Source organism: Neorhizobium alkalisoli, from assembly GCF_007829835.1.
GTDB lineage: Bacteria > Pseudomonadota > Alphaproteobacteria > Rhizobiales > Rhizobiaceae > Neorhizobium.
In genome coordinates this window covers 244,048-270,122 of the sequence record NZ_VIWP01000003.1, presented here as the reverse complement: position 1 = coordinate 270,122, position 26,075 = coordinate 244,048, and the positions used below count along the sequence as shown (strand labels likewise).

Sequence of the window (26,075 nt, the reverse complement as noted above, 5' to 3'; positions counted from 1 at the left end):
GCCGCTCGGATATCCGGCGAATTCGTCGGCTCCAGCGCTTTTCCGCCATAGGTAAAATGGTAGCGCGAGCTTGTTCAGGCTCTGATCGTCGCTGCGGTTTGTGGCAGGGCGCTTGTTGCCCAGGCGGCGAATTCCGCTACTGCCTTGCGCCGAACGGTATCGTTCAACGTTTCGTGCCGGGTTTTCGGCCAGATTTTTACCGATACGTCGGAGAATCCGCTTTTTTCGAAATGCCTGCCCAGCCAGGCGATCTCCTGACCACCATTGGTCGCCGGATCGTCTTCGCCGCCGACGAGGTGGATCGGCAGCTTTCGGTCAAGCCGGTCGATCATCTTCGGGCCACGAAAGGTCAGCCGGAAAAGATCGAGCCAGAGCGAAACGCTGGCATCGAAGCCGCAGAGCGGATCGCCGACATAGGCATCTACCGCTGCCGGATCATGGCTCAACCAGTCGAACAGCGTCCGGTGGCCGGATATCGATTTGCCCCAGGCTTCGAAGGTGAGTTTTGGCAAAAGGCCGCTTGGCACATCCGAGCCTTTCAGCGCGCGTTCGGCAAGCAGGATCACCTGGGCGGCACGGCCGGCCGCGCCGGGATGAAAATTCGAATTCCAGATGGCGAGCGCGTCGAAACTGCGCGGGTGGTTGATGGCGGCATTGAGAGCGATCAGGCCGCCCATGGAATGGCCGAAAAGAACCACGGGCAGGCCAGGGTGAGCGCGTGCCGCTAGATCCCGCATCGCAATGAGGTCGCTGATGACAAGGTTTTCACCTTCTCGTAACGCAAAGCGGCCGATCGGCGCGTCGCTCGCCGTGGTTTCGCCATGGCCGCGATGATCGAAGGCGTAGACCTGAAAACCGTGTTCCGCCATGCCGCAGGCGAAGGATGCGTAACGTCGGGAATGTTCTGCCAGACCATGCGAGATGATCAAAATGCCGCGTGGCAGATCCTTTGCCGAATGATGGCGATAGGCAATGCTTGCGCCGGTCGGGCTCTTCAGACGTTCAGTCTTTTCGAACATATTTCCTCCGGCGGCCATCCGGAATGTTCCGTGGTCGCTTCCTGATGGACTTGTTGCAGACGGCCTGATGTAGCGCAATCTTAAAAGCTTGCATTTATGGATGAATTTGATGGGGAATGAGTGGGATGATGACGGGCGACCCCGATCCTGCGTCAAATGATCCCAGCAATCCGTTCCAGCTGTTCCGCATCGACCATGCGAAGCTGCAATGATATGGATTAAGGCGTTGAAAGCGCGGCTTTCGGCATGGCTGGCGTTGCCCCGCGGCACATCTTCGCCTACATAGCGGCAAACCCATTACGCCAGTCGAAATTCGCCCCGGAGCATATTCAACCCATGGCACGCCAATTCATCTACCACATGTCGGGACTGAACAAGTCTTACGGCGCCAAGAAGATCCTCGAGAACGTCAACCTGTCCTTCTACCCGGATGCCAAGATCGGTATTCTCGGCCCGAACGGCGCCGGTAAGTCGACCGTGCTGCGCATCATCGCCGGCCAGGACAAGGAATATACCGGCGAAGCCTGGCTCGCCGAAGGTGCGACCGTCGGTTACCTGGAGCAGGAACCGAAGCTCGACCCGAACAAGACCGCGTTCGAAAACGTCATGGAAGGTGTGGCCGACAAGCAGGCTGTGCTCGACCGCTATAACGAACTGATGATGAACTATTCCGACGAGACCGCCGAAGAAGGCGCAAAGCTCCAGGACATCATCGACAGCCAGAACCTCTGGGACCTGGAACAGCAGGTCGAGATGGCGATGGAAGCGCTGCATTGCCCGCCGAAGGATGCCGAGGTCGAAAATCTCTCGGGTGGTGAACGCCGCCGTATCGCACTCTGCCGCCTGCTTCTGTCGCAGCCGGACCTGCTGCTGCTCGACGAACCGACCAACCATCTTGACGCGGAAACGATCGCCTGGCTGGAAAAGCACCTGCGCGATTACCCCGGCGCCGTGATGATGATCACCCACGATCGCTACTTCCTCGACAACGTCACCGGCTGGATTCTCGAGCTCGACCGCGGCCGCGGCATTCCCTATGAAGGCAATTATTCCGCCTATCTGGGTGCCAAGGCCAAGCGCATGCAGCAGGAAGCCCGCGAAGAAGCCGGCCGCCAGAAGGCTCTGTCGCGCGAACAGGAATGGATCGCATCCAGCCCGAAGGCCCGTCAGGCCAAGTCCAAGGCGCGTATCAAGGCTTATGAACAGCTGGTTGACGCGGCCGAGAACATCCGGCCCGGCGATGCGCAGATCATCATTCCGGTCTCCGAGCGCCTCGGCAATGTCGTCATCGAGCTGGAAGGCATCAAGAAGGGCTTTGACGGCCGCACGCTGATCAACGACCTGTCGATCAAGCTGCCGCCGGGCGGTATCGTCGGCATTATCGGCCCGAACGGTGCCGGCAAGTCGACCCTGTTCAAGATGATCACCGGCCAGGAAGCGCCGGATGCCGGCACGATCCGCGTCGGTGACACGGTTCACCTCGGTTATGTCGACCAGAGCCGCGATGCGCTGGACGGCAACAAGACCGTCTGGGAAGAAATTTCCGGTGGCGCCGAAGTCATCAAGCTCGGCAAGTTCGACATGAACTCCCGTGCCTATTGCGGTGCCTTTAACTTCAAGGGTGGCGATCAGCAGCAGAAGGTCGGCAATCTCTCGGGTGGTCAGCGCAACCGCGTTCACCTTGCCAAGATGCTGAAGGCCGGCGGCAACGTTCTCCTGCTCGACGAACCGACCAACGACCTTGATACGGAAACGCTCGGCGCTCTTGAAAGCGCGCTCGAAGCCTTTGCAGGCTGCGCGATCATCATCAGCCACGATCGCATGTTCCTCGACCGTCTGGCGACCCACATCCTCGCTTTCGAAGGTGATGGCCATGTCGAATGGTTCGAAGGCAACTTCGAGGACTATGAAGAAGACAAGGTTCGCCGTCTCGGCCCGGATGCGCTGAACCCCGGCAGCCAGGCTCACAAACGCCTGACGCGCTGAGCCAAAACAACCGATGACATTCGAAGGGACCCGGCTCGGCCGGGTCTTTTCATGTGAGCTTTGCCCGTTTCGTTTGCGGATGGCTCTTGCGTCACTCCCGAAAATCACATAAACATATCTTTATATGTTGATTAAGGAGTGAGGGCGCTTTGGGACTGGGTCTCGACATTTTGGTGGACGTCTTGAAGACGGCAGGCGAGCCGACGCGGTACCGTCTTCTGGCGCTTCTTGCAGCGGGTGACCTGACGGTCACTGATCTTACCGAAATTCTCGGCCAGTCGCAGCCCCGTATCTCGCGGCATCTGAAGCTTTTGACCGAAGAGGCGCTGATCGAGCGTTACCAGGAAGGCGCCTGGGCTTATTTCCGGCTGCGGCAGGAAGGCGAGGCGGCGGCGCTGATCCGCACGCTGCTCGCGGCCGTTTCCGTCGACGATCCGATCCTGATGCGCGATGGCGAGCGTCTGGCCGCCGTCAAGGCGCAGCGTGCTACCCGCGCACAAGCCTATTTCAGCCGCAACGCGTCCCAGTGGGACGAGCTTCGCCGCCTGCATGCCAGCGACGAGACCGTGGAAGAGGCGTTGCTGCGTCTGGTCGGCCCGTCGCCGGTCGATTCTCTGCTCGACCTTGGTACCGGCACCGGCTGGATCCTGCAGCTTCTCGCCAAGCAATATCGCCGGGCGATCGGTGTCGATGCCAGCCGTGACATGCTGGCCGTCGCTCGCGCCAATCTGGACCGTGAAGGCATCGTAAAAGCCTCCGTCCGGCATGGTGATATTCTCAATCCGCCTGTCGAAGGGCAGGATTTCGATCTCGTCACGATCCATCAGGTCCTGCACTTTCTCGATCGGCCGGATCTCGCCATCGCCGAGGCGGCCCGCGTTCTGCGGCCCGGCGGGCGCCTGCTGATCGTCGATTTCGCGCCGCATGCGCTGGAACACCTGCGGGACGAGCATGCGCATGTGCGCCTCGGCTTCTCGCATCAGGCCGTCAGCGAATGGCTGAACCGCTTCGGGCTCGATGTCGAACAGGTGATCGATCTCAGCCCCGGCCGCGAAGGTGCCTTGACCGTCACCGTCTGGCTCGCTCGCGACAGACGCCTTTTGATTGCCGGCGCCCGTGCCGCCGAAACTGAATCCGTATAGGAGCCCCATCATGGACACCAAGACCGCTGCCCGCGATGAATTCGGCCTCTCCTTCGAATTTTTTCCGCCGAAATCCGAAGAGATGGAGGCGCAGCTCTGGGAAGCCGTTGGCGAACTTTCCGCCTGGCAGCCCGGTTTCGTCACCGTCACGTACGGTGCCGGCGGTTCCACCCGCGAGCCGACGCTTGCCGCAGTCCGGCGGATGATCGACGATGCGAGCCTCTCGACCGCGGCGCACCTGACCTGTGTCGATGCGTCAAAGGATGAGGTTCGTGCCGTCGTCGATGAATACCGCGCCGCCGGCGTGCGCCGCATCGTTGCCCTGCGCGGTGATCCGACGACCGGTATCGGTACGACCTATACGCCGCATCCCGCAGGTTTCACCGACACGTCGGAACTGGTGCGCATGCTGGTCGAGTATGGCGATATCGACGTCTCCGTCTCGGCCTATCCGGAGAAGCACCCGGAAAGCCCGGATATGGCTGCCGATATCGATACGTTGAAGCGCAAGGCCGATGCCGGCGCGCATCGGGCGCTCAGCCAGTTCTTCTTCGACAATGATGTTTTCGAGCGTTATCTCGAGGGTGTCCATAAGGCCGGTATCAAGATCCCGGTTCTGCCGGGTATCATGCCGATCCAGAACCTGACGCAGCTGAAGCGTTTTGCCAAACGCTGTGGTGCCTCCGTGCCGGAGTTTCTGGATCGCCGTTTCGAAGGTCTGGATGACAAGCCGGAACAGCGCGCCGAAGTGGCGGCCGACGTTGCAGCAGAGCAGATCGAGGACCTGATGCGCCGTGGCCTCAAGGATTTCCACATCTACACGATGAACCGCTCGCCGCTGGTGGGCGCCGTGCTGGAGCAGCTAGGTCGCAAGCGCGCCGACGCCAAGGTCGTCGCCGCGGCCTGATCTGGTCCTGATTTATCGAGATCTAAGAAAAAAGCGCATGCTCCAACCCCGGAACATGCGCTTTTCTAATTGCGGATCATATCAAGCGGTCTTGGATGCCAATGACCTTAAGGTGCACCAGGTGGCCTAGATGAAAAGCATCGAGGCTACGAAGACAAATGCTGCACCAACCACCAGGACATTCAGAGGATATGTGCGTCCCATATCTGCCTCCTTGCGTTGACCGTTAAACTTTATGTCCGTTTTTTGACGGATGAAAAGCGGATTCTATGCTGCAGCGCGACGACGAGGGGCCCGATTGCTTCAGCAGATTTTCGTAATGAGCTGAATTTGCTTGGTTAAGCCGCAGTGAAATTTGCGGTCGGAAAATTAACGTGAATGCCGGTTTTGCGACCGGCTGACATGGTTCGTGATCGCTCTCGGCGATTCTACTGATTCAGGCAGGCTTCTGAGCGCGACTGATCAGGCGGCCGTCGAGAACGATCAGGCCGATACCGATCACCGCCATGCCGGCAATGTCCGTCCAGCCCAGCCGCTCTCCGAGGAAGGCCGCGCCGAGCAGGATTGCGCTTGGTGGCACGAGCAGGGTGACCAGCGAGGCATTGGTGGCGCCGGCAAGGGCAAGTATCCTGAAATAGAGAAGATAACCGAGTGCCGTCGATAGAAGCGCGAGTGCAAGGATGGCGGCGATTGCGGAGGCGGAAGGCTGTGCCAGCGTCCAGGGCTGGTCGGCCGCGAGCGAGACGGGCAGCATGATCAGCGACGAGGCGGTGAGCTGGCCTGTCGCGGTGACCGGCGCCGGGATGCCGCGGAACCGTTTTCCATAAGTGCCGGCAACGCCATAGGAGATTGCCGCGCCGATCGGCAGCAGCAGCGCCCAAAGCGGTGCGGATGTGTGCGTGAAGGCGCTCGGACCAAGCAGGATGGCCGTACCGGCAAGGCCGAACAGGCAGCCGGCGATTTTCGCGCCGCTGAGCTTTTCGTCCTGCGTCCAGCCATTGGCGATCAGCACGGTCCAGATCGGCGTCGTGGCGTTGAGGATGGAGGCGAGGCCGGCGCCGATCTGCGTCTGGCCGATGAAGATCAGCGTATGCGGCAGGGCGTTGTTGACGAAGCCGAGGATGAGGAAGGAGCGCCAGTGCTCTCTCAGGATCGAATAGGTGTTGAAGCGGCCGCGAAGATAAATGTGCAGCGCTATCGCTGCGAGGCCAAGCCGTGCGAGGACCAGCGTGAAAGGCGGCACTTCATGAACGGCGATGCGGGCAAAGAAAAACGAACCGCCCCAGAGCAGGCCGAGAATGAAAAGGAGCACCCAGGCGAGCGGGCTCAGTCTGACGGCGGGTGTCGATGGGGTCACCGGTTGCTCCTCATGATTGCAGGATCAACCGATAGTCCGGGCGGCGGCAGGCCGCCACCCGTTTTATGCGCAATCAACCGATATGATCGAAGGCCGGCCTTATTGAAGCGCCGAGAGCAGCGCCTGGGTCGGCCAGCCATCGGCCGGCAGGCCAAGGCGCTTCTGTTCGGTCTGGACGGCAACGCGGGTGCCGGAGCCGAGAATGCCGTCGACCTTGCCGATATCGTGGCCGAGCGCTTCGAGCTTGGTCTGCAGCGCCTTCATGCCGGTATCGTCGAGACCGGGTTCCGGATTGCCCTTCAGGTAGGGCGGTGCGCCGGACAGACGGGTGGCGAAATAGGCGGCCGACGTCGTGTAGATGAATGACTGGTTCCACTGCAGATAGACGTTGAAGTTCGGATAGGTCAGGAAGGCCGGCCCCTTGCGGCCCTGCGGCAGGATGAGCGCTGCCTTCAGATTGCCGAATGCGGTGTCGCCGTCACGCGGTGTGACGCCATATTTGAACCATTCGCTGGCGGGGATCTCGTTGCCGAGGCCGCTCTTTTCCCAAGGCAGGTTTTCCGGCAGTGTGACTTCCTGAAGCCAGGGCTGGCCTGCAACGAAACCCATGCTCTGGATGAATTTTGCGGCGGTCAGGATCGCGTCCGGAGAGCTTGCCTTGACGTTGATATGACCGTCGCCATCACCATCGACGCCGTGCTCGATAATGTCCTTCGGCAGCATCTGCACCTGGCCGATTTCGCCGGCCCAGGCGCCCGTATTGGTCTGCGGGTTGAGATCGCCGTGCTGAACCATTTCCATCAGGGCAATCAGCTGCGGGCGAAAAATCTGCGGGCGGCGGCAGTCATGCGCCATCGTCACCAGCGCGTTGCGGGTGTTGAAATCGCCCTGGAAGGTGCCGAAGTCGGTTTCCATCGCCCAGAAAGCGGTGACGACGCCCGGCGCTACGCCGAACTCGTTCTGGATGCGCGCATAGGCGTCGGCATACTGCTTCATCTTGTTGCGGCCGATATCGAGGCGGCCCTGACTGACGGTGCGCTGCGAGAATTCGAGGAAAGTCTGGCGGAAGACGCCCTGAGCACGGTCACGTGCAAGAACCTTGGGATCGATCACAGCACCCTCAAGCGCCTGATCGGCAATGTTGGCCGGAACGCCCTGGGTGGCCGCTTCCGCCTTCACACCGGCCAGAAAGGCGCCGAGATCGCCGCCGCAGGGCGCGGTCGCGGGCGTCTGCGCCAAAGCTACGGAAGACAGGGCCGCCGAGAAAAGGCAGCCGTAAACGAGGCGGGGAAGCAAAGTAGTTTTCATCGGCGTTCCTGACATCAGAGAGGGCGGCCTGTCGTAACGGGAAGAAACTGCAGTAAAGGCGTCAACAAGCCAGCGTGCTTCTAGCCCAACAACTTCGACAATGCCAGACGCCTTATTGAGCGAATGCTGCAGGTTCGTTGTTGGAATAGGCGAGCGCCTTGGCCGGAACGATGATATGATCCGGCGACTGGCCAGGAGCATCGCTTGCCGCAACCGTTGCCGAGGGCGGCGTGTTGATGCTCGCCAGATACTGGTTCCAGCTTCTCTGGGTTCCCGCAAAGACGTTGATATCCGTCTCGCCCTTGAGGCCCGGCACGACGCCGGTCGCGGTATATTGCCAGAACACCCAGCGGCGCTCGGAATAGATCTTTCCGGGATGCGCTGCGACCGAGCGGACCCAGAACGGATAATCGTTGAAGGCGCCGACGAGGTTGTCGCGGTGGAAATCGACCGAGGTATAGATGATCGGCCGCTTGCCGTAATAGGCTTCGATCCGGTCCATGAAGCGCTTCATGTTGGCGCGGACGGTAACCGCATCCGGCTTGAGCTTGCAGGTCTTGGATGCGTGGTTCCATTCGACGTCGAGAACCGGCGGCAGTTTCATCGATGCCTTCGGCACGTTGGAGATGAACCAGTCGGCCTGTTCATCCGGCGACGAGCAGAAATAGTAGAAATGGTAGGGCGCGAAGGGAATGCCGACGGCAGCGGCATTGCGCCAGTTTGCCTCGAAAGTCGGGTCGATACGGTCCTTGCCCTCGGTCGCCTTGACGAAGACGAAGCTGACCCCCGACTTCTTGAGCGTCGGCCAGTCGATATCCGAACCGTTCCACTTCGACAGGTCGATGCCGTGGACTTCATGGCGACCCGGATGATCCTTGCCGAAATCCTGCGGGTCATTGTCCTTGAACTTCGTCTTGCCGATCGAAGCCGTCTTCATCATGTCGTAGTCGGTCGACGTGCAAGCCGTTGTCAGGAGCGAGATGGCCAGGAGAGCTGAAAGGAGACGGAGCATGGAAATCCCGAATTGATGCCGATGCAGAAGCCTCCGGCCCCGCTTACGCAATACAGGGGAGGCACGAACTCCTTATTTACCATACCCTCGTAAAAAAACGGTTAGGATGCAAGAGGCGGCAGCATCGGTCGGAATGCGCTGCCGGGCTCAGGACCTGCGGCGCAGCACGGCGTGCCAGGCATAGCCGCGGCCGATCTGCTCGAAAATCATGTCGCAATCGGCGGCTTGAAGCCTGTTTTCCAGGGCTTCCTGGAGGTTTGCCCGCGGCGTGACGTGAAAACGCGCCAGCCAGAGTTTCAGCCCGCGCCCGATCCATCCCGGCAGGTTTTCCTGCTGGCCGAAATCGACGATATGCAGGGATCCATTCGGAGCGAGTGCGGCAAGCGCTGCGTCGATCGCCTTTTCCCAGTCGGGGATCATCGACAGGGCATAGGAGATGAGGATGCGGTCGAAGCCTGCACCTTCGCCGGAAATGCCGAAATCCTGCGGCCTGAAAGCGGTGGCATCGGCAACCGCAAACACCGGCTTGACGGATGCGCCGCGAAAGTTCGCCTTGGCGCTTTCCAGCATTTCCGCCGAAATATCGAGCCCGTAGAGTTTTGCCGCCGGATAGTGGCGGTGCGCCAGCAGCATGTTGCGGCCCGTGCCGCAGCCGACTTCGAGAAGAGTGCCATCAGCCGGTACGGCAAGGCCCGCAATCGTCCGGTCGCGGCCGAGAAGGTAATATTTGCGGGTCAGGTCATAGATGTGTCGCTGATAGCGATACATCCGGTCCATCTGAGCTGCATGGCTTCCGGTCTTGGAACCGGATTGCGGCTTGCCTGCCACCGCGCCCGTCATCAGGCGGCCTTCACATAGATATGGAAGCCGCCATAGATGGCAGAACGGTCCTGCAGGTTGAGTTCGCGCGAGCGCTGTTCCTGATAGGTCCAGTTGTCGGCGATCGCCTGCGACAGGCGGCCTTCGATGACGCTCTTTTCGGCAGCCGTGCGGAAGATGACGCGGGCGCCGGGCGCTGCGGTGCGGGTGATTTCCGACCAGAGCTCGTTGAGCTGCTTGTCGTTCATCCAGTCCTGGGCATCGAGAAGGATGAAGCGGTCGACGCTGCCGGCATCCTTGCGGCCGAGAAGCGCGGTATAGCTCTCGTGATGGACGGTGACGCGTTCGGTATTGGCGCGGATCGCCTTGTAATTTTCCGCCTTGAGATAGGTCGGCAGATTGCCTTCATGAGCGGCCGGATAACGGCGCATGAAAGCCTGCCAGGCGAAGTAGTTGTCGCGCAGCGGAAAATGGCAGGCGAGCTTTTCGAGACGCTGGCGCAGGACTGGTGCGATCGATCCGTCATCGGCGAGGCCTGCCAGTTCGTCATATTGCTGTGGCGGAATGCCGAGGCCGAAAAGCGAGCTCTTGCGGGCGGTGATGAAGCGGATCAGCGGCTTGTCGAACAAAGGCGCGATGCGCTCCTCGAAAAAGCGGCGCTGGTCGCGCAGCGATGTCATCTCGGCCATTTCGGTGAGGTCGACGCCATGGACGCGGGCGATGACATGGCCGATGCCGATGAAGCGGCCGAGCAGGCCGGTGCGGTAGATGCTGCGGTTGAACACTTCGACGCGGCGGCGGCCGGCGAGCGAGCGCTTCTGCCAGTGGGCGCGGGTGAAGGCGTCGAGATGGCCGGCAATATGCGTGTCGAAGCGCTTGCCGTTCGATTTTGAACCCTGGGCGGCGAGGAAACGCACGACCTCGTTGTGATTCGGCAGATGGCGGAAAGCGGCAAGCTTCAGCCGGTTCAACGCGATATGGTGGGGGTTGAGATCGACGACGTCGATCGACTTCGGGCTCTTCGAAAGGTAGGCCAGCATGTTGCAGCCGCCGGAGCCGATCGTGACGATCGCATGGTTCGAGGAAAGCTCCATCGCTGCCATGTCGACATCCGGGTCTTCCCAGATCTGCGGATAGACGAGGCCGGTGAAGAGGAGGCTGAAGAGGCGTTCGGACAATCCCGCCTTGGACAGGGGGGCATGTTGCAGAAGCGCGTCCTTGAGCTTCTGATTCTTGCCGAACCGGGCTTCCTCTACGATCTCTGCCATCATGGTCTCCGCGGAGTTTTAAGAATTCCGGTGCATTTAAACCCGGCTTGCAACAATCGCATGACGCCCATTGTGGGCATTTGCCGCAGGCTTTGCGGTCAACAACAAGTGCCTTGCCAAAGGGGCAAAAACTGTTTGCATGGCGCGCGGAAAAGGAGATGCCATGCGCTGGATAAGAGGAATTGTGACGGTCTTGCTTGCGGCTCTGCTGATCGGAGCGGCAGCGCTTTTCCTGTGGCTCTGGGCATCGCCGCCATCGCTGCTGAAGGTCGGCAGCGGTTATGCGGCTAAGATCGTCTGTTCTAACGTTTTTCTCGCCGGGCGCGACCCCGATCAGGTGCTGGCACTCGATGTGCAGGCGCCGGGAAATCCGCTGTTGCGGCTGATGCGGGTTTCCGTCGATCGGGAGGCAAAACGGGTCCATGCGGCACTGCTCGGCAGCTTTGCGCCGAACGACGCCGTCTATCGTGACGGCATGGGATGCACGACGGCGCCGGATGGCGTCGAGACTGTCGCTGCCATGCAATCTCCCGTTCCGCAAGGGATGAAGGACGCGGCATCAAGCGAATCACTCTCCTGGCCGGAAGGTGAGAAGGTCGATCTGCGCGCCGACCTCACCCAGATCGTTTCGGACCCCGCGCTGGCAGGGCCGGGCATGCGTGCGATCGTTGTCGTCAAGGATGGCCGTATCATTGCTGAAACCTATGGGGACGGGTTTTCCAGGGAAAGCCCGCTGGTCGGCTGGTCGATGACCAAGACGGTCACGGCAACGCTGATCGGCCGGCTTGTGCAGGACGGGCGGATGCAGCTGGATGCGGCTGAGCTCGCGCCCACATGGGCGGGCGATCGGCGCCGCGAGATCACGCTGCGCCAGATGCTGGCCATGGAAAGTGGGCTCGCCTTCAACGAGGATTACGGTGCGCTCGCCGATGTGACGCGCATGCTTTATCTGACCAGCGACATGGCAGAGTTCGTCGCCTCGCGACAGCTGGAGAACGATCCCGGCACCAGGTTTCATTACTCTTCCGGCGATGGCGTGCTGATGTCGCGGATCTGGATGGAAAAGGCCGGAGGAGGGGAGGCGGCGCTCGGTTACCCGCGCACGGCGCTGTTTTCGCAGCTCGGCATGACGAGCGCCGTGCTGGAGGCCGATGCGGTCGGCATTTTCGTCGGTAGTTCCTACATGTATGCGACGGCGCGTGACTGGGCGCGACTGGGGCTGTTTCTGGCGCAGGATGGGATGTGGAACGGAAACCGGCTTCTGCCCGAAGGTTTCGTGCAGCTGATGGGGACACCGAGCGCACATTCGAACGGCCGTTATTCGCAGATGCAAACCTGGCTACCAAAAGCGGGCGATAATAGCGTGGCGCCCGACACATTTTATATGCGCGGGCATGACGGCCAGACGATTGCCGTCATGCCGTCACGAAATCTCGTGATTGTCCGGATGGGGCTGACGCCCTCCAGCCTGCGTTACGACCCAGGCTTGCTGTTCGGTGCCGTGGCGAAGGCGACGGGCGTGACACCCTGATTGTTGGAGCTGCCGTCGATGACGTGCAGCATGTCCTTGCGCTTGGCATCGTAATAATAGCCGCGCGCATAAAGCTGGATGGCGTTGTCGTTCTTGTTGTCGGCAACGAGCCAGGCGCCGCGCAGATATTTGATCGCGTATTTGAGGTTGGTCTCGGCGTCGAGCAGGCCTTCGGGCTTGCCCTGATAACCCATCGACTTGGCGGTCGAATACTTGATCTGCATGAGGCCCCAATAGCCATTCTTGTGATAGGCCTTGGGATCGTATTTGCTTTCGCGGTGAACGACGCGGTGGACCAGCGATTCCGGTACGCCATAGAGGCCGGCATAACGCTTGATCAGCTTTTTGAGCTCCGGCGGTGCTTCGGCCGCAGTATCGGGCATCGGATCACCGGGAGCCGGCGGAAAACCCATGCCGCTGTCGATCGCGGAAACGGCTGCAACGGTCTTCGGCTGCGATGCGTAGGCAAGTGTCGTTGCACCGGAACCGAAGACAGGCTTCGGTGTCGGGATGACGGATTGCAGTGCCACCATGTCCGGCGTCAGTTCCGGCTCGTCGAGCGCGATCGCTTCGGCAGCAGCCGGCTGGATCTGACCGGCGGCGACAGCCGGGGCTATGGCCGGTGAAACGAGACGGCCGGATTTCGGCGACACGTTGGCATTTGCCAGGAGAAGAGACTGAGTCGGCGAGGCATTCTGGATGCCTGCAGGCGCCTTGCCGAGCGGCTGGGCAGTTGCGGCATTGGCCGGCTGGACGGCGGCTGCGATCGGCTGCGGGGTAAACGCAAGGATCGGGGCCATTGTCGGCGCGGCCATGGCGGCGGTCTGGACCGAGGCGGTTTCAGCCGAGGACGGAACCGGGACGGGCAGGCGGCCGGTCTTGGCGAGCACTGCGGCCTGAGCCAGCGGCTGGCCATCGGCGCCGACCGGAACGGCCTGCTGATTCACGGGAAGAGAGGCATTGTATTGGACAACATGCTGGCCGTCGGCCGATGCCGTCTCGGTCTGCCCAGTCGCTGCATTCGGGTCCGTTGCACCAGCCTGCGCTGCCGCAAGCTTCTGATCCCGTTCGACGCTGGAGCAACCAGCCAGAACTGAAGACATGGCAACAGCCACCGCCGCTCCGCGGCCGATGAACCGGACAATCACCATCTGGTTGCTTTCATGAAAAGGTTAACCCCAATCCGCCGAACCTACCCAAATCTGAAATTTCATTAACTCATAAGGCGGCAACCGGCAAGCAGCCATAGGCGGTATCGTTGTGCCGGGTGCTGCCTAAGCAGCAATGCGCCTGAAGCCGGCAGTCACAGCACGGCGAGCAATGAATACGGTGCCAGGCTTGTTCGAAGCTGGTGTCCGGGGGGCGTATTTGCGGCGGCGGAGGAAAAAGCGCGGGAAAAGCGCCTGAAAGAGGCCTGACGCGAGGGTGCAGGCGACAAAGGCTTCCGCCATCGGCGGCAGCTGCGACGACAGGGAAATCGCCGGATCGAGGAATTGCGAGATGATGGCGGCAATCACCAGAGCATTTGGAAAAGTGCAGGCCTGACGCAGGACATGCGCCATGATCCGGAATGCCTTGCGCTCGGGCAGGTTGTCATTGTCGGCTGCCGGAACACGCGCCTGCGGGCTCTGCATCCGCCACAGGAGATAAAGCATGAGATAGCCAAGGCCGATCCAGGCAAGCGCTTCGGAAACGGCCGGCACATAGGTGGCGATCAGGGAAAGCGGCACGGCAGCGGCCACAAAGGCAAGCGCAAGCCCGATCACCATTGGCGGCACGGTCAGAAAGAGGCTCAATCGACCGCGCTGCCGGGAAAAGCTGGCCACAAGCCGGGCCAGCGGGTTCGGGAGAAGGACGAACACCAGGACGATCGCAGCAAAAGCGAACCAGATATCCATCGTCATTCATTTCCTCCCGAACGCCTGATGCGCCCGCTTTATGCCGCCTCGATCGGCTGCTCAATGAAGTCCATGACTTCGCCGAACCATTTTGCCGTCAGATCGAAATGTTTTCCACCCTTAATTCGCGGAAATTCGATTGTCCTCAGCTTGCCGTTCTGGTCTTCGTCATGGCCCGTGACGCCGGAGACCTTGTTGAGCGCGCTTTCGACGGCAAGATCGACCATTCCCTGGATCAGACGCAGGTCGTCGCCATTCGCCGGAGCGGAACGGGCGAAATAACCGGACTTCTGCACCATCGAGCGTTCGGCGCCGATCAGGTCGGCAAACTGCTTCTGGAACCAGTTGCCGACATTGATCGTATCGATCTTCACATGGCCGAAAGCATCACGCTTGATCGTTTCGCCGGCCGCTTCGCGTTCGGCAACGATCGTATTGAGGGCAGCACCTTCCGAAACGAAAAGCGTCACCGTGCCGCGCTGGTCCATGACCTTTTTCAGGCGGGCGGATTCGCGTTCCAGATTGAAGCCCGTTTCCGGCAGATAAAGGCCGTCGATCTTCTTCAGGTCGGCATTCATCATCAGGCCGTCGACATATTCGATGTCGCGGGTCTTCTGAATATAGGCGCGGGCAGTTGCCGCGGTCAGCCAGCCGCAATGGCGGCCCATGACTTCGTGGATAACGAGTGTGCGCGGCGAGGCGGTCTGCTCGTTGCCGACATTTTCGAAGAACTGTGCGCCAACTTCGGCCGCCGTCCAGGCGCCGAGCGACTGGCGAATCGGCACGACGTCATTGTCGACCGTCTTCGGCAGGCCGACGACCGTCAGGTCGTAACCATTGCCGGCGAGATACGCGGCGAGGTCGGCTGCGGTCGTATTGGTATCGTCACCACCGATCGTGTGGAGGATGGTGACGCTATCGGCTGCCAGCCGTTCGGCCGCAACCTTCAGCGGGTTTTCGCCTTCCTTGACGAGGCCGCGCTTGACGCAGTCGGCCGCGTTGGTGAGCTTGACGCGGCTATTGCCGATCGGCGAGCCACCGAAGCGATGCAGAAGGTATGCCTTCTCGCGCATCTCCTTCGTCACTTCGATCCTGTCGCCGAGGAGGACGCCCTGATAGCCCGACTTGTAGGCGATGATCTCCGCTTCCGGGGCAATATCCGTATAACGCTCGATCAGTCCGCCCACGGCCGAGGACAGGCAAGGGGCAAGGCCGCCTGCGGTCAAAAGGGCTATTTTCTGCTTCGCCATCGATCCTCCTTGGCGCTTTCAGCGCAACTCAAAACCGAAGGAATGGATGCGATACGCAAGGCGCGGTGTAAAGTGAATTTCTCAAGAAAATCCTTTGCTTCCAGCTTGCCTGTATCGATCATGCACAGGCTTTGCGCATCAAGCCGGACCTATTTAGGGTCCGCTGGAATTTTTCCTACGGCTCACTTAGTAAAATGTAATATAAAGACACATATTGATTCGCACGCGGCTGATCATGGCTGCTTTCGGGAAGGGAGGGCCGTGATGGCCGACAGCGGATCTGTGCCGGCGGCGACGCCGCTTTCTGTTCTCACCCACGCGATCGCCCGGCTGGCCGGTGCGCGCGGTGCGGAGGATGTGGTCGAGATCCTTCGCACGACGGCCAGGCGGATGATGGGATGCCAGGGCATTGCCGTGATCCGCAAGGACGCGGATCTCTGCCACTATATCGAAGAAGACGCGATCGGCGCGCTGTGGAAGGGGCAGAAGTTTCCGGCCTCGGCCTGCGTCAGCGGCTGGGCGATGGCGGAGCGCAGGACGATCGTCATCCCCGATATCGACGACGAACCGCGGGTTCCACACGAACTTTATCACAGCACGTTTGTGCGGGCGATCGTGATGGCGCCGATCGGTGGCGACAAGCCGATCGGTGCGATCGGCGCCTATTGGGCGATGCCTTATGCACCGTCGCGATCCGAAGTGGAAATGCTCGAGGCGCTGGCCAGCGCTGCGGCGACCGCCATCGAGAATGTCCGGCTGATAGCCGCCTTGTCGACCGCTCTGGATACGGCCGAGCTTGCCCGGGACGAGCTGCGCCATCGGGTCAAGAATGCCTATATGGGAGCGGAGAGCCTCGTTAGGATGTCGCTCGGGCGGCAGGCTTCGGAGGAGGTGACGGGCCGTATCCAGGCGCTGTCGCGGGCCCAGGCCTTTCTTGACGACCGGCTGTCGAAGACGTCGGGCGTTGATCTGCGCGACCTCGTCGCTCTGCAAATCTCGCCCTATCGGCTGGCCGGGTCGGAGCGCTTTCTGCTGGACGGACCGGCGCTGACGATCGACGGCGAACTGGCCTTGCCGCTCGGCCTTGCGATCAACGAACTGGCGACCAACGCCTTAAAGCACGGGGCGCTGTCGGCCGAGGGCGGCACGGTGGCGATTTCGTGGTCGCGCATGGCCGGCCGTATCGCCGTCCTCTGGCAGGAGCGGGGCGGGCCGCCCGTGGTCATCGGCCGCCGGGCAGGCGAAGGAAGCGGCCTCTTGTCGCGTCTGGTCGAAAGGCAGATGCGCGGGCGTCTGGAGCACCGGCTGGCGCCGGAGGGCGTCGTCTGCACGATCCGCTTCGCGGTGGCGCACGAAGCGGCGACCGCGGATGTCCTGTCGGTGGCGGCACAATAGGGCGTTTCGCGCGGCAGCCGACTGGCTGCGCTATTGCGTCATGGGCGCATGGTTTTGTCGGTTCGAAGAGATAGGTAACGCTTTGTACCGGAGACATGGGTAACACTTTTCGCTTTTTGGGACGTGTCGATGCCGTGGAGAGAGACTTCGGTCATGGAGGAACGTCTAGGCTTTGTCGCCCGACTGCTGGAGGGCGAAGGGATGAGCGAGGTTTGCCGGGATTTCGGGATCTCGCGCAAAACCGGCTACAAGATCTTCAATCGCTACAAGGCTGACGGGCTGGAGGCCCTGACGGACCGGTCGCGGCGGCCGGTGCGCTATGCCAACCAGTTGCCGGCTCAGGTCGAGGCGCTGATCGTCACGTCCAAGAAGAACAAGCCGCATTGGGGCGCGCGCAAGATCCGGGAACTTGCTGGTGCGCAAACTCGCTGGCGACGTGCGCATCCCCTCGACAAGCACGATCCACGCCATCCTGGATCGCCACGGGCCGGTCACTCATGCCCAACGAGCTCTGGTGCGTCGATTTCAAGGGCGAGTTCAAGCTGGGCAACGGTCGATACTGTTACCCTTTGACGGTCACCGACCAGCTCTCGCGCTATCTCCTGGCCTGCGAGGCGTTCGAAGCAACGCGCGAACAGGGTGGCCGCAATGATATGGCTGCGATGAATGTCGATCCGTCCTAATCGTTTCAATGCGCGCCAGTGTTCGGGCAGGGATGGTGCTTGCGGTTAAGGACGTTGATTGTTCCAAAAACATGAACATAGTTTAATGTCGCACGGGCGGTCGCACAGCTTGCAAAATTTCGCCATTTCTGGTCATTTGCAGACATGATTTTCGATTTTGCCTGCCTGCAATTGTCCTCCCTCTGGGAAAGGCTGCTCGGCGCTATCGGCGATGCCGCCGAAAGCACGCTTAACCGCGTCATCGAAGCCATTCGCACCATGTTCGAAGGTGATCCGGAAACCCGCCGTCAGGTGTCGTTCTCGGTCGCTATCATTGCGCTGTCTGCGAAGATGGCGAAGGCGGATGGAATCGTCACCGAGGCCGAGGTGAAAGCGTTCCAGCAGATCTTCGATTTTCCGGACGAGGAAGCCCGCAACGTCGCGCGTCTCTACAATCTGGCGCGTCAGGACGTCGCCGGTTACGAGGCCTATGCGAAGAAGCTCGCCAATCTCTGCAGCCCGGGTGCCGGTGAAGCCTGCAACTGCCCGATGCTCGAAAACGTCGTCGATGGCCTGTTCCACATCGCCAAGGCAGACGGCCTAGTGCACGAGAAGGAACTGGCTTTCCTTGCCCGCATCTCGGAAATCTTCCGGATCGACGAAGACCATTTCCGCCGCATCATGGCGCGCCACGTGCATCTCGAAGGCCGTGATCCCTATCTCGTGCTCGGCGTGTCGCGTGACGATGATTTCGCGACAATCCGCCGCCAGTATCGTCTGCTCGTTTCGGAACACCATCCCGACCGTCTGATCGCCCGCGGCGTTCCGGCGACGCTGCATCATGCCGCCAATGAGCGGATGGCCGCCCTGAACGCCGCTTACAAGGCGATCGAGAAAGAGCGCCGCGCCGCATGACGTCCTTTGCAGCCGACTGTCCCGGCGCATCCGTGCAGCCTTCGCCGAACCATGGCGAAAGGGCAGGGGCTCGGCGGCCCGACATGATCCTCCTGCATTATACCGGCATGCCGTCTGCGGAGCAGGCACTGTCCTGGCTGTGCAATCCCGAGAGCCAGGTCTCCAGCCACTATTTCGTCCACGAGGATGGCCGGATCGTGCAACTGGTCGAGGAAAGCCGGCGTGCCTGGCATGCCGGCAAAAGCGCCTGGGGCGGCGAGACGGATATCAATTCCTGTTCGATCGGCATCGAGATCGCCAATGCCGGCCATCCCGGCGGCCTGCCGTCCTTTCCGGAAAAGCAGATCGAAGCGGTCGTCGAATTGTGTCGGGATTGCGGCAAACGCTGGGATATCGTGCCCGAAAGGGTGCTTGGACACTCGGATGTCGCCCCTATCCGCAAGGTCGATCCGGGCGAAAATTTCCCCTGGCAGAAGTTGTATCTTGACGGTATCGGCCATTTTGTCGAGCCGGCACCGATCAGCGGCGGTCGCTTCTTCCAGCTCGGTGAAAGCGGTCAGCCGATCGAGGCGCTGCAGTCCATGCTGTCCCTCTATGGTTACGATGTTGAAATTTCAGGCAGCTTCTGCGAACGCACGAAAGGCGTGGTTGAAGCTTTCCAGCGGCATTTCCGGCCGGCGCAGGTGGACGGGATCGCTGATTTCTCGACGATCGATACGCTGCATCGGCTCCTGAAAGCACTGCCGAAATACAGCTAGGCGCAAGCTTCGCAAATTGCCCCGAAAGGCCTGAAAACCGGCCTTTGCTGCGGCGCCACATGTTCACCTCATTAGCCCGGTCTAAAGGAGCTGTTAACGCGGCTTCCAGTGTAGGGCGGGGGCTGCCAAGATAAACGCTCAGGTTTTGCGGAAGCGTCGCGCCGTCAGTCCGGCAGCGCGGCGGGTGGGCACTTGCGTATTTTGTGCCCGGCAGACCTGTTGTTCCGGAGACGACTGTTCTTAATGCGAAATTTTGCCTTTTTGGTCGCGGCTGGCCTTGCCATGCTGGTCGCGGAATGCGCGCCCGCATGCGCTGAAGATGGTGGCGAGGCGGTGATTTACACCAAGCCGCTGGTCACGACTTCTATCCCCCAGGCGATCACCCCCTGGGAAACACGGGATACCGGCTTTGCCGCCCCGGATGACGAGGACAAGCGGTTGGTGCGGCGGCTCCACTATACGAGGCTGATTTCGAAATACGCCGAGGAATATGGGGTGCCGGATGATCTGGCGCATGCCGTCGTGCAGATCGAAAGCAATTTTCGCCCGACCGTGAAGGGCAAGGCCGGCGAGATCGGCCTTATGCAGGTCAAGCCGTCAACGGCGCGGCTGATGGGTTATGACGGCCCCGATTACGGCCTCTATGATCCCGAGACCAATATCCGCTACGGCATGAAATATCTGGCCGGTGCGCATGATCTCGGTGGCGGCAAGCTTTGCGGCACGATCCTCAAATACAATGCCGGCCATGCGGCGAAGCGGATGAACCCGACCTCGAAACGGTATTGCGAGAAGGTTCAGGCGGTCATCGCCAAAAACGAGCCGCCGGTGCTGGGCATAACGATCGCCTACGGGCTTCCGTCTTCATCATTTTTAACCACGGTGCCTCTGGTATTCTGATTCCGGAAACGGCTAGAAATGCTGATTGCAAAAGCATTTTTGACCAATGGAATCGGAAGGGCAGGGCATGGCGAAGCGGTTCAGGTATATCGTGGTCGGGGCAGGCATGATGGGTGCCGCGGCGGCGCGGCATCTCTCCAAGTGGACCGATGGCATCGCATTGATCGGCCCCGGCGAACCTGCAAACTACGAAAGCCATGAGGGCGTTTTCGCCAGCCATTACGATGAGGCGCGGATTACCAGGACGATCGATTCCGATCCGGTCTGGGCGCGCCTCGCCAACCGTTCGATCGAGCGTTACGGCGAGATTGCCAGCGAGAGCGGCGTTGACTTCTATTCCGAGGTCGGATGCCTGATCGTCGGCCCGAAGCGGGGTGAAGGTCCGTCCTATGTCGCCAATGTGCTGGGTGCCGCCGGAAGGCTGGGTGTCTCGACCGAGACGCTGACCGAGCCGGAACTGGCGCAGCGCTTTGATTATTTTTCATTCCCGAAAGAGAGCGAAGGTGTCTGGGAAGCGAAGAATGCCGGCCATATCAATCCCCGCCGGCTGGTGAAGGCGCAGAACCTTTTGGCCGAACGCCAGGGCGTGGAGCGCATCACTGAGACCGTCTCGGCGATGAAGCAGGACGGCGATACCGTGACCGTGACGACGGCCGAGGGCAACACGTTTGTGGCCGACAAGGTTCTGGTCGCTGCCGGCGGTTTCTCCATCAACGAGAATCTCTTGCCGCGAAGAATTAATCTGGAAGTTTATGCGCGCACGGTCGCTTTTTTCGAGGTGAGCGAGAGCGAGTTGCCGGCTTTGGCTGCCGTTCCGTCGCTGATCTGGAAATGGAACGAAGAGCAGGACGGCATCTATTTCCTGCCGCCGGTGCGTTATCCGGATGGCAAGACCTACCTCAAAATCGGCGGCGATCCGGATGATCTCATCCTGCCGACCGAGCCTAAAATCCGCGAGTGGTTCCGTTCCGGCGGACGCGAGTCGACGAAACGGCATCTGACCGAGGTGATGAGCCGGCTGATGCCGGATTTCGATCTTTCCCGGTCTTCGATGGCGGCCTGCGTGACCTCGTTCACGCCGACCGACTATCCGGCGATCGCGATGACCGAGGCCAACCGGATCGGCGTCCTGACCGGCGGATGCGGGGCTGCGGCGAAAAGCTCCGACGAGATCGGCAGGCTCGGCGCCGAGCTGATTTTCAACGGCCGCATCGTCGACGAGGCCTATTCCGTCGATTTTGCCGCCAACTACGTCTGATCTATTTATCGGGCGGCTATTCCCATCCGGCTGCATCTCGGTTATGGCACGCCCGACCAGTTGGCCGGGCAGCCGCGCTTTATCAATGCCGAAAGGCGATAGGGTGAGGAAAGTCCGGGCTCCACGGAAACACGGTGCCGGATAACGTCCGGCGGGGGCGACCCCAGGGAAAGTGCCACAGAAAGGAAACCGCCCCGCTTTCTGTCCGCTGCATGGTTTCGCAGCGGAGAGATAGCGGGGTAAGGGTGAAAGGGTGGGGTAAGAGCCCACCGCGCTTCTGGTAACAGCGGCGGCAAGGCAAACCCCACCGGGAGCAAGACCGAATAGGGATGACGTGGGTCTGGGCGCAAGTCCGGGCTACAGCTGGTTTCCGAGCCAGTCATCCGGGTGGGTTGCGCGAGGCGGTATGCAAATACCGTCCCAGATGAATGGCTGCCACGTTCCGGTGCTTGCACCGGGGCCATACAGAACCCGGCTTACAGGCCAACTGGTCAAATCACCTTCCGAATGCCTCCTGATTCGTAACGAACCACGCGTTCGTGGGCGATTGCTCGCGGGCGAAAACGGGCGTTTTTCCGCCTCGGAAAATTATATCAGCGGCTTTGAATGCGCCTTCAATTTCCATCGCTTAAGGGGTGGTGAAAGGCGACTTGTCGGGGGCGGCCAAGGCAGTTTCTCCAAGGGCGTCGGTAACCCTTTGTTAAACTTAACAGCTTATAAATAAATCCGGTTTGGGGAAGGCTAGCGGGGCCTCTCCCATTGACGCCCATATGGTCCCATGGTATCCCAAAATCGCACTCCGATAGGGCCTTTGGAAGCCCACCTTTCCCAGAGCTTCGGTCTTTTGACCGGACGGCCTTGCGTCCATCCGGGCGGCGAAGCTGTGTCTGGGGCGGAGCGTTTTGTCGGGCGGATTTTCGCCTCTGATCAGAATGGGGCGGATGTTTGGCGTCATGAGCCGCTTCCTGTCGAATGCGACGAACAGAATCGATGCGAAGGGGCGGGTTTCCGTGCCGGCGGGCTTTCGTTCGGTTCTTTCGGAGCGAGGAATTCAGGAGCTTTATTGTCTCCAGGATTTCGTCTATCCGGCGATCAGCGTCGGAGGGCCGGAGCTGCTCGATCGTTACGAACGGCAGATCGCCTCCGTGGATCCGTTTTCGCCGGAAGCCAATCGGATGTCGCTGCTGGTTCACGGTGGCGGCGTTTTCATGAGGCTCGATGCGGAGGGCCGTTTGATGGTCACGGATTTCATCCGGGATTTCACGGGAATAAGCTCGGACGTCACCTTCGTGGGGCGTTCGGATCATTTTCAGCTTTGGCAGCCGAAGGCGTTTCACGAGGCGCAGTCGGCAGCAAGAGAGGGGCGCGCGAGTTTTCGTCCCTTGTAGAACAGGGGAACGGCATGGCGGCGAATTCAGGCGAAGGAACAACCGAGCCCGAAGGCGGACCAACACGCCACATTCCGGTTCTTCTGAAAGAAGTGGTCGAGGCGCTTCAGCCCGGCCAGGGTAAAGTCATTCTGGATGGCACATTCGGGGCGGGCGGCTACACGTCCGCCCTGCTCTCCGCCGGTGCAAACGTGATTGCGCTCGACCGCGACCCGACGGCAATCGCCGCCGGCCAACCGATGGTCGCGGCGCATGGTGGCCGGCTTTCGCTCATCCACTCGCAGTTCTCGCAGCTTACAGACCATGCACCGGAAGGCGGGCTCGACGGCGTCGTGCTCGATATCGGCGTTTCTTCCATGCAGATCGACGAAGCCGATCGCGGCTTTTCGTTCCAGAAGAATGGTCCGCTCGACATGCGGATGTCGGCTTCCGGCGTGTCTGCGGCGGATGTCGTCAATAATGCCAAGGTCGGCGATCTTATCCGCATTTTTGGCCTTCTCGGTGAGGAAAAGCAGGCGAGCCGCATTGCCCGCGCCATCGAGAAGAAGCGCCTGCTTGAGCCCTTTACCACCACGCGGGCGCTGGCCAATCTGATCGAGAGCGTCAATCCCCGCAAGGCGAAGGACAAGATCCATCCGGCGACGCGCGTCTTCCAGGCGCTGCGCGTTTTCGTCAATGACGAGCTGGGTGAACTGGCCGAGGCGCTGTTTGCTGCCGAGCGTGCGCTGAAGCCGGGCGGTCGCCTCGTCGTCGTCACTTTCCATTCCCTCGAAGACCGGATCGTCAAGCAGTTCTTCTCGGACCGCTCCGGCAAGGCTTCCGGCTCGCGCCATCTGCCGATGGTCGAAGCGAAGCCGGCGATCTTCGATCCGATCGGCAAGTCGATGATCGTCGCCAGCGAGGAGGAAGCGCAGTTCAACCCGCGCGCCCGCTCGGCAAAACTGCGCGCCGGCCTGCGCACGGAAGCTGCTTCGCGCGCTCCCGACATGTCGATCTTCGACCTGCCCAACCTCGCAAGCCTCGCCAAGATGGGAGCCTGACGGATGCTGAGAAGCTTCGACCTCGTGTTGATCGGCATCATGACCGCGACGGCGGTCGTGACCTATTCGATCAAGCACCGTGCCGACCAGAAGCTGGCCGAGGTTCGGCATCTGGAATCCGAGATCAAGCTCGAGAAGGACACGATCGACCTTCTGAAGGCCGACTGGGCGCTGCTGACGCAGCCGAACCGGCTCAATCGTCTGATCGGCGTTTATGACAGCGAACTCAGCCTTGCGCCGACCGATACGACGCAGCTCGCCATGCCGAAGGAACTGCCGATGCTGAAGTCGGCACTGCCGCAGCCGTCGACGACGATCGAGGACATTATTGCCGGCAAGAATACCGAGGTTGCCGCCGCTCTGAAGGGCGTCGAGGCCGCCAAGGCCAAGCCGGCGCCGAAAATCCCCGTGCCGGCGCTCCGCCATTCGCCCGTCGATATCAACTCTACCGGATCGGTGAAACGCTGATGTCTTTTCTTTCGCGCGTGATGGTTTTGAAGAGCAGGGCGCATTTTTCGGCCGGTGGCCGTACGCGTCCGTCCCATAATTCCGCTTTCGAAGGCACTCGCAAGCGCAAGTCGGCGCAGGCGAAAAACCGCGTTGGCCTGCTGATTCTCGGTTTCGCGGTGTTCTACTGCGTCATCGGCGGCCGCCTCGTGCAATACGGCATGGCCCATCCGGAAGTGACCTCCAGCATACTGCCGCCGGATCGCCTTCTGGCATCCCGCCCGGATATCGTCGATCGCAACGGCGCCGTCCTTGCGACCGACATCCGTACCGTTTCGCTCTTTGCCGAGCCGCACAAGATCGTCGATACGGACGAGGTGATCGAAAAGCTTGCGACGGTTCTGCCGGATCTCGACGTCAAGACGACCTATTCGCGTCTGAAATCCAATTCGCATTTCCAGTGGCTGCGCCGTCAGCTGACGCCGAAGCAGCAGAGCCAGATCTTGGCACTCGGCATTCCAGGCATCGGTTTCCGCCCGGAAAAGCGCCGTTTCTATCCGGGTGGCTCGACCGCAGCTCACATTGTCGGCTACGTCAATATCGACAACCGCGGCGTCGCCGGCATGGAGCGTTATATCGACACCCAGGGCCTGGCGGATCTCGCCTCTGTCGGCATGACTTCCGACCAGCCGCTCGAACCGGTCAAGCTGTCCATCGACCTGCGCGTCCAGTCGATCGTGCATGATGTCGTCGTCGAATCGCTGAAGAAATACCAGTCGATCGCCGGCGGCGCCGTCGTCATCGACGTGCATACGGGCGAAATTCTCGGCATGGCGTCCGCTCCCGACTTCGATCCGAACGATCCCGCAGCCGGCGGTGAGCAGGGCTGGATGAACCGCATGTCGAACGGCACGTTCGAAATGGGCTCGACCTTCAAGTCCTTCACCATCGCCATGGGTCTCGATTCCGGCAAGATGAGCCTGCAGAGCACGTTCGACGCCCGTTTCCCGATCAAGCTCGGCGGTTTCACCATCAAGGACTTTCACGGCAAGGGCCGTATCCTCAGCGTTCCGGAAATCTTCCAGTATTCGTCGAATATCGGCACGGCCAAGATCGCCGATATGGTCGGTATCGAGAACCACAAGGAGTTTCTCACCAGGCTTGGCCTTCTGTCTCGCATGAAGACCGAATTGCCTGAGGTCGCGATGCCGAGCCAGCCGCGCGAATGGAAGAAGATCAACTCGGTCACCATTTCCTTCGGCCACGGCGTCTCGACGACGCCGCTGCAGACGGCCGTTGCCGGTGTCTCGCTCGTCAATGGCGGCAAGTATCTGCCGCCGACCTTCCTGCCGCGTAGCCGTGCGCAGGCGGACGAAATGGCCGTTCAGGTTCTGAAGCCGACGACCAGCAAGGACATGCGCTTCCTGTTCGACTGGAACGGCATCAACGGTTCGGGCCGCAATGCGCGCGTCGCCGGTTTCGACGTCGGCGGCAAGACCGGCACGGCCGACAAGGTCGTCAACGGCCGTTACGCCCACGACAAGAATTTCAACGCCTTCCTTGCCGCCTTCCCGATGGACAATCCGCAATATGTCGTCCTGTCCTTTTCCGACGAACCGAAGACGGACAAGGGCAATGGCGCGGCACTTGCGGCGATGTCTGCGGCACCGATGGTCAAGGAGATCATCAGCCGTTCCGCCCCGATTCTCGGTGTAAAGCCAAAATTCGGCAATGACGGTTCTGCCCTGCTTGTGTCTTATTGAGCGATAAGAAACGACGGGGACGATTCGTCAGGGAGCCCGTGCGTATGGAAAC

General features: G+C 60.8%; 21 protein-coding genes, 1 other RNA gene and 2 pseudogenes. 15 read left to right on the top strand and 9 right to left on the bottom strand.

Translation table 11 applies throughout. The features are described from left to right. Positions 1-74: 74 nt before the first annotated feature. Positions 75-1,019: an alpha/beta fold hydrolase gene (locus FHW37_RS12125; RefSeq protein ID WP_145636596.1), complete on the bottom strand. Its 945-nt coding sequence runs from the start codon at positions 1,017-1,019 to the stop codon at positions 75-77. A gap of 336 nt (positions 1,020-1,355) precedes the next feature. On the opposite strand from FHW37_RS12125, the gene ettA reads away from it, so the two are divergent. The 3 genes from ettA (at position 1,356) to metF (ending at position 5,054) form a co-directional block, all read left to right on the top strand. After that, on the top strand, positions 1,356-3,005 hold the full coding sequence (gene ettA / locus FHW37_RS12120) for an energy-dependent translational throttle protein EttA (RefSeq protein ID WP_145636594.1): 1,650 nt from the start codon (positions 1,356-1,358) through the stop codon (positions 3,003-3,005). A 149-nt stretch (positions 3,006-3,154) separates the two neighbouring features. After that, positions 3,155-4,147 carry an ArsR/SmtB family transcription factor gene (locus FHW37_RS12115; RefSeq protein ID WP_145636592.1) on the top strand — a complete coding sequence of 331 codons (993 nt, stop codon included), beginning with the start codon at positions 3,155-3,157 and terminating at the stop codon, positions 4,145-4,147. A gap of 10 nt (positions 4,148-4,157) precedes the next feature. Then, complete coding sequence (metF, locus tag FHW37_RS12110) at positions 4,158-5,054, top strand: methylenetetrahydrofolate reductase [NAD(P)H] (RefSeq protein ID WP_145636589.1); 897 nt, start codon at positions 4,158-4,160, stop codon at positions 5,052-5,054. Between the two features lie 436 nt (positions 5,055-5,490). Here metF and FHW37_RS12105 read toward each other — a convergent pair whose 3' ends face one another. From FHW37_RS12105 to FHW37_RS12085, 5 genes and pseudogenes are all read right to left on the bottom strand, one after another. Next, a complete protein-coding gene (locus tag FHW37_RS12105; RefSeq protein ID WP_145636587.1) occupies positions 5,491-6,411 on the bottom strand; it encodes a DMT family transporter in 921 nt (306 codons plus the stop codon). 99 nt (positions 6,412-6,510) lie between these two features. Then, the gene (locus tag FHW37_RS12100) at positions 6,511-7,719 is read right to left on the bottom strand and encodes a lytic murein transglycosylase (protein ID WP_246690747.1); all 1,209 of its coding nucleotides are present in this window, start codon (positions 7,717-7,719) and stop codon (positions 6,511-6,513) included. A 232-nt stretch (positions 7,720-7,951) separates the two neighbouring features. Continuing rightward, positions 7,952-8,731, bottom strand: a pseudogene (locus FHW37_RS12095) (glycoside hydrolase family 25 protein); the annotation flags it as partial. 147 nt (positions 8,732-8,878) lie between these two features. Then, positions 8,879-9,571 carry a class I SAM-dependent methyltransferase gene (locus FHW37_RS12090; protein WP_145636581.1) on the bottom strand — a complete coding sequence of 231 codons (693 nt, stop codon included), beginning with the start codon at positions 9,569-9,571 and terminating at the stop codon, positions 8,879-8,881. Beyond that, the gene (locus FHW37_RS12085; RefSeq protein WP_145636579.1) at positions 9,571-10,818 is read right to left on the bottom strand and encodes a DUF3419 family protein; all 1,248 of its coding nucleotides are present in this window, start codon (positions 10,816-10,818) and stop codon (positions 9,571-9,573) included. Before FHW37_RS12085 ends, FHW37_RS12090 begins: the two co-directional genes overlap by 1 nt. 172 nt (positions 10,819-10,990) lie before the next feature. Here FHW37_RS12085 and FHW37_RS12080 point away from each other — a divergent pair, with 172 nt between their 5' ends. Continuing rightward, positions 10,991-12,349 (top strand): serine hydrolase domain-containing protein, encoded by a 1,359-nt coding sequence (locus FHW37_RS12080; RefSeq protein ID WP_432442858.1) that lies wholly within the window; start codon positions 10,991-10,993, stop codon positions 12,347-12,349. Here the strand turns inward: FHW37_RS12080 and FHW37_RS12075 are convergent. The 3 genes from FHW37_RS12075 to FHW37_RS12065 all read right to left on the bottom strand — a co-directional run bounded on the left by FHW37_RS12075 (position 12,292) and on the right by FHW37_RS12065 (position 15,497). Further along, positions 12,292-13,452 carry a lytic transglycosylase domain-containing protein gene (locus FHW37_RS12075; RefSeq protein WP_246690746.1) on the bottom strand — a complete coding sequence of 387 codons (1,161 nt, stop codon included), beginning with the start codon at positions 13,450-13,452 and terminating at the stop codon, positions 12,292-12,294. The two genes, FHW37_RS12080 and FHW37_RS12075, sit on opposite strands and share 58 nt — an antisense overlap. A 171-nt stretch (positions 13,453-13,623) precedes the next feature. After that, complete coding sequence (locus FHW37_RS12070) at positions 13,624-14,253, bottom strand: hypothetical protein (protein ID WP_145636575.1); 630 nt, start codon at positions 14,251-14,253, stop codon at positions 13,624-13,626. 32 nt (positions 14,254-14,285) lie between these two features. After that, a complete protein-coding gene (locus FHW37_RS12065; protein WP_145636573.1) occupies positions 14,286-15,497 on the bottom strand; it encodes a pyrophosphate--fructose-6-phosphate 1-phosphotransferase in 1,212 nt (403 codons plus the stop codon). Positions 15,498-15,761: 264 nt separating this feature from the next. On the opposite strand from FHW37_RS12065, the gene FHW37_RS12060 reads away from it, so the two are divergent. From FHW37_RS12060 to FHW37_RS12010, 11 genes and pseudogenes are all read left to right on the top strand, one after another. Further along, positions 15,762-16,892, top strand: a complete 1,131-nt coding sequence (locus FHW37_RS12060; protein WP_145636570.1) for a sensor histidine kinase — start codon at positions 15,762-15,764, stop codon at positions 16,890-16,892. A gap of 129 nt (positions 16,893-17,021) precedes the next feature. After that, a pseudogene (locus FHW37_RS12055) lies at positions 17,022-17,530 on the top strand (helix-turn-helix domain-containing protein); the annotation flags it as partial. A gap of 189 nt (positions 17,531-17,719) precedes the next feature. Beyond that, a complete protein-coding gene (locus FHW37_RS12050; protein WP_186458236.1) occupies positions 17,720-18,469 on the top strand; it encodes a J domain-containing protein in 750 nt (249 codons plus the stop codon). After that, the gene (locus FHW37_RS12045) at positions 18,466-19,227 is read left to right on the top strand and encodes an N-acetylmuramoyl-L-alanine amidase (RefSeq protein ID WP_145636569.1); all 762 of its coding nucleotides are present in this window, start codon (positions 18,466-18,468) and stop codon (positions 19,225-19,227) included. The genes FHW37_RS12050 and FHW37_RS12045 overlap by 4 nt, the downstream gene beginning before the upstream one ends. A 243-nt stretch (positions 19,228-19,470) precedes the next feature. Further along, entirely contained in the window at positions 19,471-20,127 is a 657-nt protein-coding gene (locus FHW37_RS12040) for a lytic transglycosylase domain-containing protein (RefSeq protein ID WP_186458235.1), read from the top strand. Positions 20,128-20,194: 67 nt separating this feature from the next. Continuing rightward, positions 20,195-21,385: an NAD(P)/FAD-dependent oxidoreductase gene (locus FHW37_RS12035; protein WP_145636567.1), complete on the top strand. Its 1,191-nt coding sequence runs from the start codon at positions 20,195-20,197 to the stop codon at positions 21,383-21,385. Between the two features lie 56 nt (positions 21,386-21,441). After that, positions 21,442-21,880, top strand: an RNA gene (gene rnpB / locus FHW37_RS12030) — RNase P RNA component class A. A 458-nt stretch (positions 21,881-22,338) separates the two neighbouring features. After that, positions 22,339-22,773: a division/cell wall cluster transcriptional repressor MraZ gene (gene mraZ / locus FHW37_RS12025; protein WP_246690745.1), complete on the top strand. Its 435-nt coding sequence runs from the start codon at positions 22,339-22,341 to the stop codon at positions 22,771-22,773. Positions 22,774-22,787: 14 nt separating this feature from the next. Beyond that, the gene (gene rsmH, locus FHW37_RS12020; RefSeq protein WP_145636564.1) at positions 22,788-23,813 is read left to right on the top strand and encodes a 16S rRNA (cytosine(1402)-N(4))-methyltransferase RsmH; all 1,026 of its coding nucleotides are present in this window, start codon (positions 22,788-22,790) and stop codon (positions 23,811-23,813) included. A 3-nt stretch (positions 23,814-23,816) separates the two neighbouring features. Next, a complete protein-coding gene (gene ftsL, locus FHW37_RS12015; protein WP_145636562.1) occupies positions 23,817-24,281 on the top strand; it encodes a cell division protein FtsL in 465 nt (154 codons plus the stop codon). After that, on the top strand, positions 24,281-26,023 hold the full coding sequence (locus tag FHW37_RS12010; protein WP_145636560.1) for a peptidoglycan D,D-transpeptidase FtsI family protein: 1,743 nt from the start codon (positions 24,281-24,283) through the stop codon (positions 26,021-26,023). Before ftsL ends, FHW37_RS12010 begins: the two co-directional genes overlap by 1 nt. The last annotated feature ends 52 nt before the right edge of the window (positions 26,024-26,075 follow it).